Consider the following 13,211-nt stretch of genomic DNA (forward strand, 5'->3'; position numbering starts at 1 on the left):
CGCACTTATATGGCGGCGGCAGTGCTTTCCTTGACCAGCGGCTGCCCCAGGCTGCGCAGCACATCGCGCACCATCTGCGCGCGCTCCTTCGGCTCCTTCAGCTCGCGCTCGATGCGCAGCTTCTCGTTGCCGGCGAGCTTGATGTGCTTGTTCTTCTGGATCAGCTGGATGATGGCCATCGAGTCGACCGGCGGGTCCTTCTTGAAGGTGATGTTGATGATGCCGGGCGCGGCATCGACCTTCACCACGCCGTACGGCCGTGCGAGCACGCGCAGGCGGTGCGTGTCGATGAGCGTCTGCGCCTGCGGCGGCAGCTTGCCGAAGCGGTCGACGATTTCCTCGAGCAGCGTGTCGATCTGGTCGGGCGTCTTCGCGGTGGCCAGCTTCTTGTAGAACGACAGGCGCAGGTGCACGTCGCCGCAGTAGTCGTCGGGCAGCAAGGCGGGGGCGTGCAGGTTGATTTCGGTGGTGACCGACAGCGGCGACAGCAGGTCGGGCTCCTGCCCGGCCTTGAGCGCGCGCACGGCCTCGCTGAGCATCTCGTTGTAGAGCTGGAAGCCGATTTCCATCATGTTGCCGCTCTGGTTCTCGCCCAGCACCTCGCCGGTGCCGCGGATCTCCAGGTCGTGCATGGCCAGGTAGAAGCCGGAGCCCAGTTCTTCCATCTGCTGGATGGCGTCCAGCCGTTGCGCCGCGTGCTTGGTCAGGCCCTCGGTGTCCGGCACCATCAGGTACGCATACGCCTGGTGGTGCGAGCGCCCGACGCGCCCGCGCAGCTGGTGCAGCTGCGCCAGGCCGAACTTGTCGGCGCGGCTCATGACGATGGTGTTGGCCGTGGGCACGTCGATGCCGGTCTCGATGATGGTCGAACACAGCAGCAGGTTGTAGCGCTGCGCCACGAAGTCGCGCATCACGCGCTCCAGCTCGCGCTCGGGCATCTGGCCGTGGGCCACGGCGATGCGGGCCTCGGGCAGGATCTCTTCGAGCTTCTGGCGGCGGTTCTCGATGGTCTCGACCTCGTTGTGCAGGAAGTACACCTGCCCGCCGCGCTTCAGTTCGCGCAGCACGGCCTCGCGGATCACGCCGGTGCCCTCGTTGCGCACGAAGGTCTTGATGGCCAGGCGCCGCTGCGGCGCGGTGGCGATCACGCTCAGGTCGCGCAGGCCTTCGAGCGCCATGCCCAGCGTGCGCGGAATGGGCGTGGCGGTGAGCGTGAGCACGTCGACCTCGGCCCGCATGGCCTTCATCGCCTCCTTGTGGCGCACGCCGAAGCGGTGCTCCTCGTCGATGATGAGCAGGCCCAGGTTCTTGAACTTGACCGACTGCGACAGCAGCTTGTGCGTGCCCACCACGATGTCGACCTGGCCCTCGGCCAGGCCCTTGGCGGCGGCGGTGATTTCCTTGGCCGAGCGAAAGCGGCTCATCTCGGCCACCTTCACCGGCCACTTGGCGAAGCGGTCGACCAGGGTCTGGTAGTGCTGTTCGGCCAGCAGCGTGGTCGGCGCGAGGAACGCGACCTGCTTGCCGCCGGTGACGGCGATGAACGCGGCGCGCAGTGCCACTTCGGTCTTGCCGAAGCCCACGTCGCCGCACACGAGGCGGTCCATGGGCTGGGGCGAGATCATGTCCTGCACCACGGCATGGATCGCGGCCTTCTGGTCGGCCGTTTCCTGGAAGCCGAAGTCGTTGCTGAACACCTCGTAGTCGGCCGGCGAATAGCGAAAGGCATGGCCTTCGCGCGCGGCACGGCGGGCGTAGATGTTGAGCAGCTCGGCGGCCGAGTCGCGCACCTGTTCGGCGGCCTTGCGCTTGGCCTTTTCCCATTGGCCGGAGCCCAGCTTGTGCAGCGGGGCCTCGTCGGCGCTCACGCCGGTGTAGCGGCTGATCTGGTGCAGCTGGCTCACGGGCACGTAGAGCGTGGCCTTGTCGGCGTACTCCAGGTGCAGCATTTCCTGCAGCAGCGGCTTGCCTTCGGCGTCCACGCCCTGGCCCAGGTCCATGTGGATCAGGCCGCGGTAGCGGCCGATGCCGTGCGCGCTGTGCACCACCGGGTCTCCCACGTTGAGCTCCGACAGGTCCTTGATGAGCGCTTCGACGTCGCTGACCTGCTCCTGCTTCTTGTTGCGCCGGCGCGTGGTGGGCGCGGTGGCGAACAGCTCGGTTTCGGTGACCAGGTCGATGCCCTGTTCGCGCCATGCGAAGCCCGAGGCCAGCGCGGCGGTGGCGATGCCGATCTTCTCGTCGGCGGAGGCTTCGAATTCGGCCAGCGAGTCGAAGGCCGGCGGGCTCACGCCGCTGGCGCGCAGGAAGTCGAGCAGGCTCTCGCGGCGGCCGTCGCTTTCGGCAATCAGCAGCACGCGGTGCGGCGTGGACTTGATGTGGGCCTTCAGGCCGACCAGCGGGTCTTCGGCGCCGCGCACCACGGCGAAGGGAGGCAGCTTGTCGAACTCGGCGTAGGGCGCCTCGGTGGGCGCGTCGCCGCGAATGGCGAGCTGCGCATGGGGCTTGGCGCGCTGGTAGAACTGCTCGGCGCTCAGGAACAGCGCCTCGGGCGGCAGGGCGGGACGCTCGGGGTCGCCCTGCACCAGCCGGTAGCGCTCGTTGGTGTCCTGCCAGAAGTGCTGGAACGCGGGTTCGAGGTCGCCGTGCAGCACCACGGTGGCGTCGACGCCCAGGTAGTCGAACACCGTGGCCGTCTCGTCGAAGAACAGCGGCAGGTAGTACTCGATGCCGGCGGTGGCCACGCCGTTGCCCATGTCCTTGTAGATGCGGCTCTTGGTCGGGTCGCCCTCGAGCAGCTCGCGCCAGCGGCTGCGAAAACGCCCGCGCGCGTCGTCGTCCATCGGGAACTCGCGCCCGGGCAGCAGGCGCACCTCGGGCACGGGATACAGGCTGCGCTGGGTGTCGGGGTCGAAGGTGCGAATGGAGTCGATCTCGTCGTCGAACAGGTCGACGCGAAACGGCACCAGCGAGCCCATGGGGAACAGGTCGATCAGGCCGCCACGCACCGCGTATTCGCCCGGGCTCACCACCTGCGTCACGTGGCTGTAGCCGGCCAGCGTGAGCTGGGCCTTGAGCTTGGACTCTTCCAGCTTCTGCTTGGCCTTGAAGTGGAAGGTGTAGCCGGCCAGGAAGGCGGGCGGCGCGAGCCGGTAGAGCGCGGTGGTGGCGGGCACCAGCACCACGTCGGCCTCTTTCTGGCTGATGCGCCAGAGGGTGGCCAAGCGCTCGCTGATCAGGTCCTGGTGCGGCGAGAAGCTGTCGTAGGGCAGCGTTTCCCAGTCGGGGAACAGGGCGCAGCGCAGGTCGGGCGCGAAGAACGCGATTTCGTCGATGAGGCGCTGGGCATCGTTGGCGTCGGCCGTGAACATCGCCGTGGCGCGCCCCGCGGCTTTTTCGCGCATGGCCAGCTGCGCCAGCAGCAGTGCATCGGCCGACAGGGGGGGACGCGGCAGCGTGAAACGCTTGCCCGCCGTGAGGTGGGGGAGGTCCATGGAACGCTTAAAAAATGCACAACACCCCGCGCCGGCTGGCGAGGGGTGTGCGAAGCGGGCAATTCTAGAATGGCGGCCCTTTATTCGCTTGTCGGCCATTGCCGACGCCGGGCCCCCATGTCCTCTTCCCGACTTTTCGTGCTGATCCCGTGCGCCGGCTCCGGCCACCGCGCGGGCCATGCGCAGTCCACCGCGCCCAAGCAGTACAGGCGCATTGCCGGCGCGCCGATGGTGGCCCACACGCTGGACGCCTTTCGCGCGCTGGCCGGGCGCTTCGCCGGGCTGGCGCTGGTGGTGTCGCCGGACGACCGCGAGGTGGACGCCGCGCTGCCACGCTTTCCGGCCGAGAACGAGTACCTGCTGCGCGTGGGCGGCGTGAGCCGCGCGGCGACGGTACGCAACGGCCTGGTGGCGCTGCGCCAGAAGGGCGCCGGGGCGCACGACTGGGTGCTGGTGCACGACGCGGCGCGTTGCCTGGTCACGTCGAGCCAGGTCGAGGCGCTGATCGCCGCCTGCGAGCACGACGCCGTCGGCGGCCTGCTGGCGCAGCGCCTGGCCGACACGCTGAAGGTGTCGACCGCCGAGAGCCGGGTGTCGCAGACGCTGTCGCGCGCCGACAAATGGCTGGCGCAGACGCCGCAGATGTTCCGCATCGGCATGCTGCTCGACGCGCTGGAGCGCACCGGCGACGCCGTGACCGACGAGGCCAGCGCCATCGAGGCCATCGGCCTCTTGCCACTGCTGGTGCCGGGCAGCGCGCAGAACTTCAAGGTCACTTTCCCCGAAGACTTCGCTTTGGCGGAAGCCGTGCTGCTCGCCCGCAAGAAGGACATGGCATGACGGCCGCTTTCAACATCCGCGTGGGCGAGGGCTGGGACGTTCACCAGCTGGTGGCCGGGCGCAAGCTGATCCTGGGCGGCGTCGAGGTGCCGCACACCACCGGCCTGCTGGGGCATTCGGACGCCGACGTGCTGCTGCACGCCATCACCGACGCGCTGCTGGGCGGGGCCGGGCTGGGCGACATCGGGCGCCACTTTCCGGACACCGACCCGCAGTTTCGCGGTGCCGATTCGTCGGTGCTGCTGGCCGAGGCGGCGCGCCGGGTGCGTGCGGCGGGCTGGGAAATCGGCAACGTCGACAGCACCGTGATCGCGCAGGCGCCCAAACTGGCGCCGCACATTCCGCTGATGTGCCAGCGCATCGCCGACACGCTGGGCGTGGCGCTGGAACAGGTGAACGTGAAGGCCAAGACGGCCGAGAAGCTCGGGCCGGTGGGCGAGGGCCGCGCGATGGAAGCGCGCGCGGCCGTGCTGCTGCACCGCTGAAAACTAGCTTGAATCAGCCCAGCGGCGGCTTTCTGCCCGCTTGAGGCTCGCCCGGCTTGCCCGCCGCCATGGCGCGCGGCATCCGTATATGCGCCGCCAGCCCGCGCCCCGGCGTGCTGGTGAGCGCGAAGGTGCCGCCCATGCGCTCGATGTTCTTCGCCACGATCGACAGCCCGAGGCCCGCGCCCGCGGCCGAAGTGCGCGCCGCGTCGCCGCGGAAGAAGGGCTTGGTCAGCTGCGAGAGCAGGGCGGGCTCCACGCCCGCGCCATGGTCGCGCACCTTGATGAGCACCGCGTCGTTGTTGGCCTGCGCCTGGATCGTGACGTCGGCCACGCCGGTGGCGGGCGTCTTGCCGTAGCGCCGCGCGTTCTCCACCAGGTTGCTGATGACGCGCGTGAGCTCGACCTCGTCGCCCATCACGCGCAGGTCGGGTGGCACCTCGACCTTGATGTTCATCTCTTCGTAGTCCTGCACGGCGTAGGTGCAGGCATCGACCACGTCGCGCAGCAGCACCGGGCGCGGGTCCACGTGGTCGGGCCGCGCGTAGTCCAGGAACTTGTCGATGATCGCGTCGAGCTGCGCAATGTCGGCCGCCATGTGGTCGCGCGCGTCTTCGTCGGCCACGCTCATCTCGGTTTCCAGCCGCAGGCGCGCCAGCGGCGTGCGCAGGTCGTGCGAGATGCCGGCCAGCATGATGGCGCGGTCCTGCTCGATCTTGGCGAGCTGGTCGGCCATGCGGTTGAAGCCGATGTTTACCGCGCGAATCTCGTTGGTGCGGGCGCGCTCGTCGAGCCGGTGCGCTTCGTATTCACCCTCGCGCACCTGCATGGTCGCGCGCGACAGCTGCTTGAGCGGCAGGTTGATGAGCCGCGTGATCAGTGCCGCGCCGGCCAGCGACAGCGCCATGGCCATGCTCAGCCACACCAGCCAGGTGCGCCCGCCCAGCCGGCTGAACCGAGTGGGGTCCAGCAGCAGCCAGTAGGTGTCGCTCTCGATGGTGAAGCCGATCCACAGGCCGGCTTCGTCGTTCACGCGGCTGGCCACGGTGGTGCCTTCGCCGAGCTGCTCGATGAGCTCGTCGGTCACGCGCAGGTCGAGCGCGCCGCTGGTGTAGGGCTCGAAGCGGTCGTTCGGTTCGCGCGGCAGGATGCGCACGCCTTCCTGGTCGGCCAGCGTCTTGATCAGCGACACCCGCGTGATGGCGTCCGAATACACCAGCGCCGCGCGCGTGAGGTTCACGAGCGAGGCGATCTGGTGGGCGGTCTGGATGGCGCGCGGCTCGTACTCGAGCGAGCGGAAGGTCTGCAGCCAGGCGACCGTGCAGCCGATGAGCAGCAGCGCCAGCAGGAAGAAGGTGCGCCAGAAAAGGCTGAAGCCGAGCTTCAGGCCGGGGCGGCGGTCACGTTGCGCGCTCGCCTCGAGCGGGCTGGGCATCGTGACCTGCGCACCGTCCTCCTGCGCGGAGCCGGGTCTGGCGGATTGGCCGATGGCCACCTTTCAGCGGGTCGTCAGGCCGTGCCGTCCGGCACGAACACGTAGCCCACGCCCCAGACGGTCTGGATATAGCGCGGCGCCGCGGCGTCGGACTCGACCAGCTTGCGCAGGCGCGAGATCTGCACGTCCAGGCTGCGGTCGAAGGGCTCGAACTCGCGCCCGCGCGCCAGCTGGGCCAGCTTTTCGCGCGACAGCGGTTGACGCGGATGGCGCACCAGCGCCTTCAGCATCGCGAACTCGCCGGTGGTCAGCGAGAGTTCTTCGCCATCCTTCTTCAGGGTGCGCGAGCCGAGATCGAAGGCGAACGGACCGAAGGTGACGGTCTCGTTCTCCGTGGAGGGGGCGCCGGGCGCCTCGAGCGGCGGACGGCGGCGCAGCACGGCGTGCACGCGGGCCAGCAGTTCGCGGGGGTTGAAAGGCTTGCCCAGGTAGTCGTCGGCACCGACCTCGAGGCCGACGATGCGGTCGACGTCCTCGCCCTTGGCGGTGAGCATGATGATCGGGGTGCGGTCGTTGGCGGCGCGCAGGCGGCGGCAGACCGAGAGGCCGTCTTCGCCGGGCATCATCAGGTCGAGCACGATCAGGTCGACCGTGTCGCGCAACAGGATGCGGTTGAGCGCCTTGCCGTCCTCGGCCACGATCACTTCGAATCCTTCCTGCGTCAGATAGCGGCGCAGCAGGTCGCGGATGCGGGCGTCGTCGTCGACGATCACGATCTTGTCGGTGCGAGCGGGAACTTGAGTCATTTCTACAACGATGAATTTGTAACAGCGCCGATTCTGAAGGCGTTGTGCCTTCGCAGAGCCGGATTTACTTATGGTTTGACACTAAGTTACAAAACTTGCGGACGCTCGCGGTCTGGTCATCCGACGTTAGCGCAGAGGTGGCAAAGTTCCCCTTGCCTTACGACTTCTGCTCAATGAGACCCACTTTTTCCGCACTGCCATTTCTTCTCGTTTTCGCCTGCGGCCCGTCGCAGGCGGTGTCCGGCGATTTCCTCAGGGTGGGCGAAGTGCGCCGCAACGAAGTCCGGGATGCGGTGGCGGCCCACCGCGCCGCGCAACGCGAAGAAGTGCAGCGCGAAGAGGCCGCCGCGGGGCGCCGGCTCACCGCGGCCGAGCTGTTCGAATTGCGCCAGCAGGTGCGCGGCCAATGGACCCCGCCTTCCGCGGGAAGCCTGGCCCCGACCCCGACTTCGGCGGGGGCTCTCGGCCATTCTGCAGAATCGCAACCCGCCGAGCGCCTCATGCCGACGCCCGTGCCTTCGAGCGTGGCCAACCCGCTCACCGCGCCGCGCAGCCAGCGCCGCTGAAGTCGCGCGCATTCGGTGTGAAAACACTGCGAATGCGCCGGTCGGCCTGCTGCCGCGGGCCTGTCTTTTCATACCAATCCAGGGAGTATTCGCTTGAAGAAAATCCAATTGCTCGCGGCCTGCGCCGCCTTGGCCGTCGCCGGTACCGCAATGGCCCAGAACGCCGTCGTGCCCGTACCGCAGAACGTGCTGCAGCTCACCGCTGCCGGCACGGTCGAGGTCCAGCAGGACCTGCTGAGCATGACGCTGTCGACCACGCGCGACGCGACCGATGCCGCCACCGTGCAGACGCAGCTGAAGGCCGCGCTCGATGCCGCGCTGGCCGAAGCGAAGAAGAGCGCGCAGCCGGGCCAGCTCGATGTGCACACGGGCAACTTCAGCCTGTCGCCGCGCTACAGCAAGGACGGCAAGATCAACGGCTGGCAGGGCTCGAGCGAGCTGGTGCTCGAAGGGCGCGACTTTCCACGCATCACCCAGGTGGCCGGGCGCATCAACACGCTCACCGTGGCCAAAGTGGGTTTCGGCCTGAGCCGCGAACAACGCGCCAAGACCGAGACCGAGGCGCAGAACATCGCCATCGAAAACTTCAAGCAGAAGGCCAACGAACTCGCCAAGGGCTTCGGCTTCGGCGGCTACACGCTGCGCGAGGTGTCGGTGAATGCGAGCGACAACGGCCCGATCCGTCCGCGCATGATGGCCATGCAGGCCAAGTCGTTCTCGGCCGATGCGGCGGTGCCGGTGGAAGCCGGCAAGACCAGCGTGGTGGTGAGCGTGTCGGGCTCGGTGCAGCTCAAGTAGAGAGAAGTTGAAGGCAGCAGCGGCGCACGCTGCTGCCTACCGCTGGGCTAACCCTTACTGGGCAGTCCAGCCGCCGTCCATGGCCCACGCCACGCCGCGGACCTGGTCGGCCGCCGGCGAGCACAGGAACACGGCCAGGCCGCCCAGTTGCTCGACGGTGGTGAACTGCAGCGAAGGCTGCTTTTCGCCCAGCAGTTCGTTCTGCGCCTGCGCGGCCGAGATGCCGTCGCGCGCGGCGCGGTCGTCGATCTGCTTTTGCACCAGCGGGGTCAGCACCCACCCGGGGCAGATGGCGTTGGCGGTGACGCCGGTGGTCGCGGTTTCGAGTGCCACCGACTTGGTCAGCCCGACGATGCCGTGCTTGGCCGCCACGTAGGCCGACTTCTGCGCCGACGCCACGAGCCCGTGCGCCGACGCGATGTTGATCACCCGGCCCCAGTTGGCCTCGCGCATCGCGGGAATCGCCAGGCGCGTCGTATGAAACGCGCTGGTGAGGTTGATTGCGATGATGGCGTCCCAACGTTCGGTGGGAAAGTCTTCGACCTTGGCGACATGCTGGATGCCGGCGTTGTTCACAAGGATGTCGACGCGGCCAAACTTGGCCGCCGCGAACTTCATCATGTCCTCGATCTGGTCGGGCTTGCTCATGTCGGCGCCGTGGTATTCGGCGCGCACGCCGAGCGCTTCGACCTGGGACCTGGGTGTTTCGGCGTCGCCGAAGCCGTTGAGCACGATGTGCGCGCCCTGCTGGGCGAGCGACTTGGCGATGGCGAGGCCAATGCCGCTGGTGGACCCCGTGACAAGCGCGGTTTTGCCTTTGAGCATGTAGATCAATCTCCGGATGAATTAGGATGCGACGAACCCATTATCCGCACCAGAACGCCCCGTTTTTCATGACCGAACCGACGCTTCATTACGTGGCGTGCGACGACGCCCAGGGTGGCCATCGCATGGCCTATTGGCAATGGGGCGACGCCGGCAGCGCCCGGGTCGTGGTCTGCGTGCACGGCCTGACCCGGCAGGGTCGCGACTTCGACGCGCTGGCCCAGGCCATCGTCGCGCGCGCGGGCGGCGACGTGCGCGTGGTCTGCCCCGACGTGGTGGGCCGCGGGCGCAGCGACTGGCTGCGCGACCCGGCCTTCTACCAGGTGCCGGTGTACGCGGCCGACATGGTGGCGTTGATAGCGCAAGTGCACCGCGAGCAGCCGATCGACACGCTCGACTACGTCGGCACCAGCATGGGCGGGCTCATCGGCTTCGTGCTGGCGGGCCACAAGGAATTGCCGCTGGCGCGGCCCATTCGCCGCTTTGTCGCCAACGACGTGGGCCCGACCATCGAGCCGGCCGCGGTGCAGCGCATCGGCGCCTACGTGGGCAAGAGCGGCCAGTACGCGAGCGTGCAGGCGGCGGCCGATGCGATGTGGTCGCTGTCGACCACCTTCGGCCCGCACACGCCGGCGCAATGGCTGGCGCTGTCGCAGCACATGGTGGTGCCGGCGTCGCAGCGCAGCGCCGATGGGGCGGCCAAGGTCGAAGGCACTGGCAATCAAGCGGATGTCGCTGACGGTGCTTGGCTGCTGCACTACGACCCCGCCATCGGCGTGGCGCTGCGCGCCATCACGCCCGAGGCGGCGGCGCAGGGCGGCGCGATCATGTGGAGCCTGTACGACGCCATCGAGGCGCGCACGCTCGTCACGCGCGGCGCGGTGTCCGATCTGCTGTCGCGCGACACGGCCCTGGCCATGACGCAGCGCGGTCCGCATGCCGCGCTCGTCGAGTTCGATGGCGTGGGCCATGCCCCCACCTTCGTCGATCCTGCGCAGATTGCCGCAGTGACCGACTTCCTGTTCGATTGAGTGAAGAGTGAAGCGCGATTCATCGAGCCTCCAGACGGCACCCCTGTCCGACGCGAGCATGGTCGACTACCCGTTGTCCGCGGCCACGGCCGATCGCACGCCGGTGATGGAAAACATGCTGGCGCGCGCCCGTGCGTTCGCCGAGCCGCTGATTGCCGATGAAACGCTGGACACCGGCGAGAACACGCTGGCGCACGCCGACGCGGTGGCCGCCATCGTCGCCAAGATGGGCGGCTCCGAAGCCATGCAGGCCGCGAGCTACCTGGTGTATGCCTGCCAGCACCTGAACCGTCCGCAGGAGGTGATCGCCAAGGTGTTCGGCGACAACTTCGCGGCGCTCGCGGTCGAGACGACCAAGCTGGTGCGCGTGCAGGAGCAGGCGCGCTCGGCCGCGCAGGGCCATCAGATAGAAGGTGCGGGCGCGCAGACCGAGAACGTGCGCAAGATGCTGCTGGCGTTTTCGCGCGACCTGCGTGTGGTGATGCTGCGCCTGGCCTCGCGCCTGCAGACGCTGCGGCACGCGGCCGCGAGCAAGCAGCCGGCGCCCGAGAGCGTGGCGCGCGAGTCGCTGCAGGTGTTCGCGCCGCTGGCCAACCGCCTTGGTATCTGGCAGGTGAAATGGGAGATCGAGGATCTTTCGTTCCGCTTTCTCGAACCCGAGACCTACAAGCTGATTGCTCGGCTGCTCGACGAGAAGCGCATCGAGCGCGAAGGGCACATCGAGCAGCTGCGTTCGCAGCTGGAGCGCGAACTGCAGCAGGAGGGCGTCAAGGCCACCGTGCAGGGGCGCCCCAAGAACATCTACAGCATCGTGAAGAAGATGCGCGGCAAGTCGCTCGACTTCGCGCAGGTCTTCGACATTCTTGCGCTGCGCGTGGTGGTGAGCGACGTCAAGGACTGCTATGCGGCGCTGGCGTGGGTGCATTCGCATTTCCAGCCGATCGACGAAGAGTTCGACGACTACATCGCGAGGCCGAAGCCCAACGGCTACCAGTCGCTGCACACCGTGGTGCGCGAGCTGGTCGACGGCAAGGCGGGCAAGCCGATAGAGATCCAGATCCGCACCGACGAAATGCACGACCACGCCGAGCATGGCGTGGCGGCGCACTGGGCCTACAAGGAAGCGGGCCACAAGGGTTACGCCGGTGTGTGGGCCAGCGGTGAGTACGACGCGAAGATCGCGGTGCTGCGCCAGCTGCTGGCGTGGGAGCGCGATCTGTCGGGCGGCCTGCAAGGGCAGGGCCTGTTCGATGACCGCATCTATGTGCTGACGCCGGACGCGGCGATCGTCGAGCTGCCGCAAGGCGCGACGCCGGTCGACTTTGCGTACACCGTGCACACCACGCTGGGCCATCGTTGCCGCGGCGCGCGTGTCGATGGCGCGATGGTGCCGCTGAACACGCCGCTGTCGAACGGGCAGACGGTCGAGATCATTGCCGCGAAGGAAGGTGGCCCGTCGCGCGATTGGCTCAATGCAGAGCTCGGTTATCTGGCCAGCCACCGTGCGCGCGCGAAGGTGCGCGCATGGTTCAACGCGCAGATCACGCACGAGACGGTGGCGCGCGGACGTGAGGCCGTCGAGAAGCTGTTGCAGCGCGAGGGGAAGACGTCTGTGCGATTGGAAGACCTCGCTTCGCAGCTGGGCTTCAAGTCGGCGGACAACTTGTTCGAAGTGGTGGGCAAGGACGAGTTCTCGCTGCGCAACATCGAGACGCTGCTGCGTCCGCCGGAGCCCGCGCCCGGTCCTGACGATGGCGTGCTTATCAAGAAGGCGCGCGGCAGCGAGAAGTCGGGCAAGGGCGGTGTGCTGGTGGTGGGCGTGTCTTCATTGATGACGCAACTCGCCAAGTGCTGCAAGCCCGCGCCGCCGGACGCGATTCGCGGCTTTGTCACGCGCGGGCATGGCGTCAGCGTTCACCGCGGCGACTGCAGCAACTTTCGCACGATGGCGTCGAAGAACAGCGAACGCGTGATCGAGGTGGAATGGGGCGTGCCGAAGAAGGGCGCGGACGCACCGGTGTATGCGGTGGACGTGTCCGTGGAAGCGGCCGATCGCCAGGGTCTTCTGCGCGATATCTCCGATGTGTTCGCACGCGAGAAGATGAACGTGATCGGCGTGCAGACGCAGTCGATCAAGGGCACGGCATGGATGACGTTCACTGTTGAAATCGCGGACGCCGCGCGGCTCACGCAGGTGCTTGGAATAGTGATTTCAGTAATTGGTGTGCGATCTGCACGTCGCCGCTAAAAAGTGCGATTTCTACTGCTACAATAAGTGCTTCTCGGACACATCCTTAGGCGCGTAGCTCAGCTGGTTAGAGCACCACCTTGACATGGTGGGGGTCGTTGGTTCGAGTCCAATCGCGCCTACCAATTTCTGTTCAGTCCCGGCCAACCACCGGATCAGTTGAACAGAGCAGACACCGGGTTCCCCGGTGTCCATATCGTCCTCAGTGGTGATGCAGCAAAAGACCATGGTACATCTTATTGTGCTACCTTGATCTCACTGCAAACCATTTCCAATTTTCTTGACAAGCGATCTGATGAATACGCGATCAACGTTGGTTGATCGGGCTCATGCCGACAAGCGCCTTGCCGCATTGTTGAAGCAGGCTCCCCTCGAGTTTGCGCGTGCCGTCTACGGCATCAACGACCATGCCGGCGGTCGCACCGAAACCATGGCGGCGCGCGAAGTGGCGCGTGCCCAGCGGCAGGGCGTACCGTTGACCGAAGAGCGTGCCGAACAGCGCGCCCGCGCCTACCTTCCCACCATCGGGCAAGAGCATTGCCCGCGTTGCTGGGTGGTCTACGGGCAAAAGACGCCCCTTCATTTTCGCGATGCGGTCGATGAGCGGCCCGAAACGGGCTCCTGCCATTCGTGCGGCGCGGAGTACGCGACATCTCCGGACTGAACGCAAAACTCGCGGTCAG

At 67.3% G+C, this 13,211-nt stretch carries 11 protein-coding genes and 1 tRNA gene; 8 read left to right on the forward strand and 4 right to left on the reverse strand.

Features of this window, described 5'->3' with window-relative positions:
- Positions 1-5: 5 nt before the first annotated feature.
- Complete coding sequence (gene mfd, locus AB6807_RS04085; RefSeq protein WP_371083599.1) at positions 6-3,494, reverse strand: transcription-repair coupling factor; 3,489 nt, start codon at positions 3,492-3,494, stop codon at positions 6-8.
- Positions 3,495-3,611: 117 nt separating this feature from the next.
- On the opposite strand from mfd, the gene ispD reads away from it, so the two are divergent.
- Both ispD and ispF read left to right on the forward strand, forming a co-directional pair.
- Complete coding sequence (gene ispD, locus AB6807_RS04090) at positions 3,612-4,334, forward strand: 2-C-methyl-D-erythritol 4-phosphate cytidylyltransferase (RefSeq protein ID WP_371083600.1); 723 nt, start codon at positions 3,612-3,614, stop codon at positions 4,332-4,334.
- Positions 4,331-4,819, forward strand: a complete 489-nt coding sequence (ispF, locus tag AB6807_RS04095) for a 2-C-methyl-D-erythritol 2,4-cyclodiphosphate synthase (RefSeq protein ID WP_371083601.1) — start codon at positions 4,331-4,333, stop codon at positions 4,817-4,819. The genes ispD and ispF overlap by 4 nt, the downstream gene beginning before the upstream one ends.
- A gap of 13 nt (positions 4,820-4,832) precedes the next feature.
- On the opposite strand, the gene AB6807_RS04100 is transcribed toward ispF, so the two are convergent.
- Entirely contained in the window at positions 4,833-6,254 is a 1,422-nt protein-coding gene (locus AB6807_RS04100) for a sensor histidine kinase (RefSeq protein WP_116909101.1), read from the reverse strand.
- A gap of 74 nt (positions 6,255-6,328) precedes the next feature.
- Complete coding sequence (gene ompR / locus AB6807_RS04105) at positions 6,329-7,060, reverse strand: two-component system response regulator OmpR (RefSeq protein WP_007837017.1); 732 nt, start codon at positions 7,058-7,060, stop codon at positions 6,329-6,331.
- A gap of 152 nt (positions 7,061-7,212) precedes the next feature.
- Here ompR and AB6807_RS04110 point away from each other — a divergent pair, with 152 nt between their 5' ends.
- Both AB6807_RS04110 and AB6807_RS04115 read left to right on the forward strand, forming a co-directional pair.
- Positions 7,213-7,626: a hypothetical protein gene (locus AB6807_RS04110; protein ID WP_286512249.1), complete on the forward strand. Its 414-nt coding sequence runs from the start codon at positions 7,213-7,215 to the stop codon at positions 7,624-7,626.
- A 93-nt stretch (positions 7,627-7,719) separates the two neighbouring features.
- Entirely contained in the window at positions 7,720-8,424 is a 705-nt protein-coding gene (locus AB6807_RS04115) for an SIMPL domain-containing protein (protein ID WP_371083602.1), read from the forward strand.
- Positions 8,425-8,478: 54 nt separating this feature from the next.
- Here the strand turns inward: AB6807_RS04115 and AB6807_RS04120 are convergent, their stop codons facing one another.
- Positions 8,479-9,249, reverse strand: a complete 771-nt coding sequence (locus AB6807_RS04120) for a 3-hydroxybutyrate dehydrogenase (protein WP_371083603.1) — start codon at positions 9,247-9,249, stop codon at positions 8,479-8,481.
- A gap of 26 nt (positions 9,250-9,275) precedes the next feature.
- Here AB6807_RS04120 and AB6807_RS04125 point away from each other — a divergent pair, with 26 nt between their 5' ends.
- The 4 genes from AB6807_RS04125 (at position 9,276) to AB6807_RS04140 (ending at position 13,192) form a co-directional block, all read left to right on the forward strand.
- On the forward strand, positions 9,276-10,280 hold the full coding sequence (locus AB6807_RS04125) for an alpha/beta fold hydrolase (protein ID WP_371083604.1): 1,005 nt from the start codon (positions 9,276-9,278) through the stop codon (positions 10,278-10,280).
- Positions 10,281-10,338: 58 nt separating this feature from the next.
- A complete protein-coding gene (locus AB6807_RS04130) occupies positions 10,339-12,528 on the forward strand; it encodes a bifunctional (p)ppGpp synthetase/guanosine-3',5'-bis(diphosphate) 3'-pyrophosphohydrolase (RefSeq protein WP_371084146.1) in 2,190 nt (729 codons plus the stop codon).
- A gap of 48 nt (positions 12,529-12,576) precedes the next feature.
- Positions 12,577-12,653 (forward strand) — tRNA-Val (locus AB6807_RS04135).
- Positions 12,654-12,808: 155 nt separating this feature from the next.
- On the forward strand, positions 12,809-13,192 hold the full coding sequence (locus tag AB6807_RS04140; RefSeq protein WP_371083605.1) for a hypothetical protein: 384 nt from the start codon (positions 12,809-12,811) through the stop codon (positions 13,190-13,192).
- Positions 13,193-13,211 lie beyond the last annotated feature (19 nt).

Origin of the sequence: Variovorax sp. RCC_210, assembly GCF_041355175.1 — a bacterium.
Taxonomy (GTDB): Bacteria; Pseudomonadota; Gammaproteobacteria; order Burkholderiales; family Burkholderiaceae_C; genus Variovorax.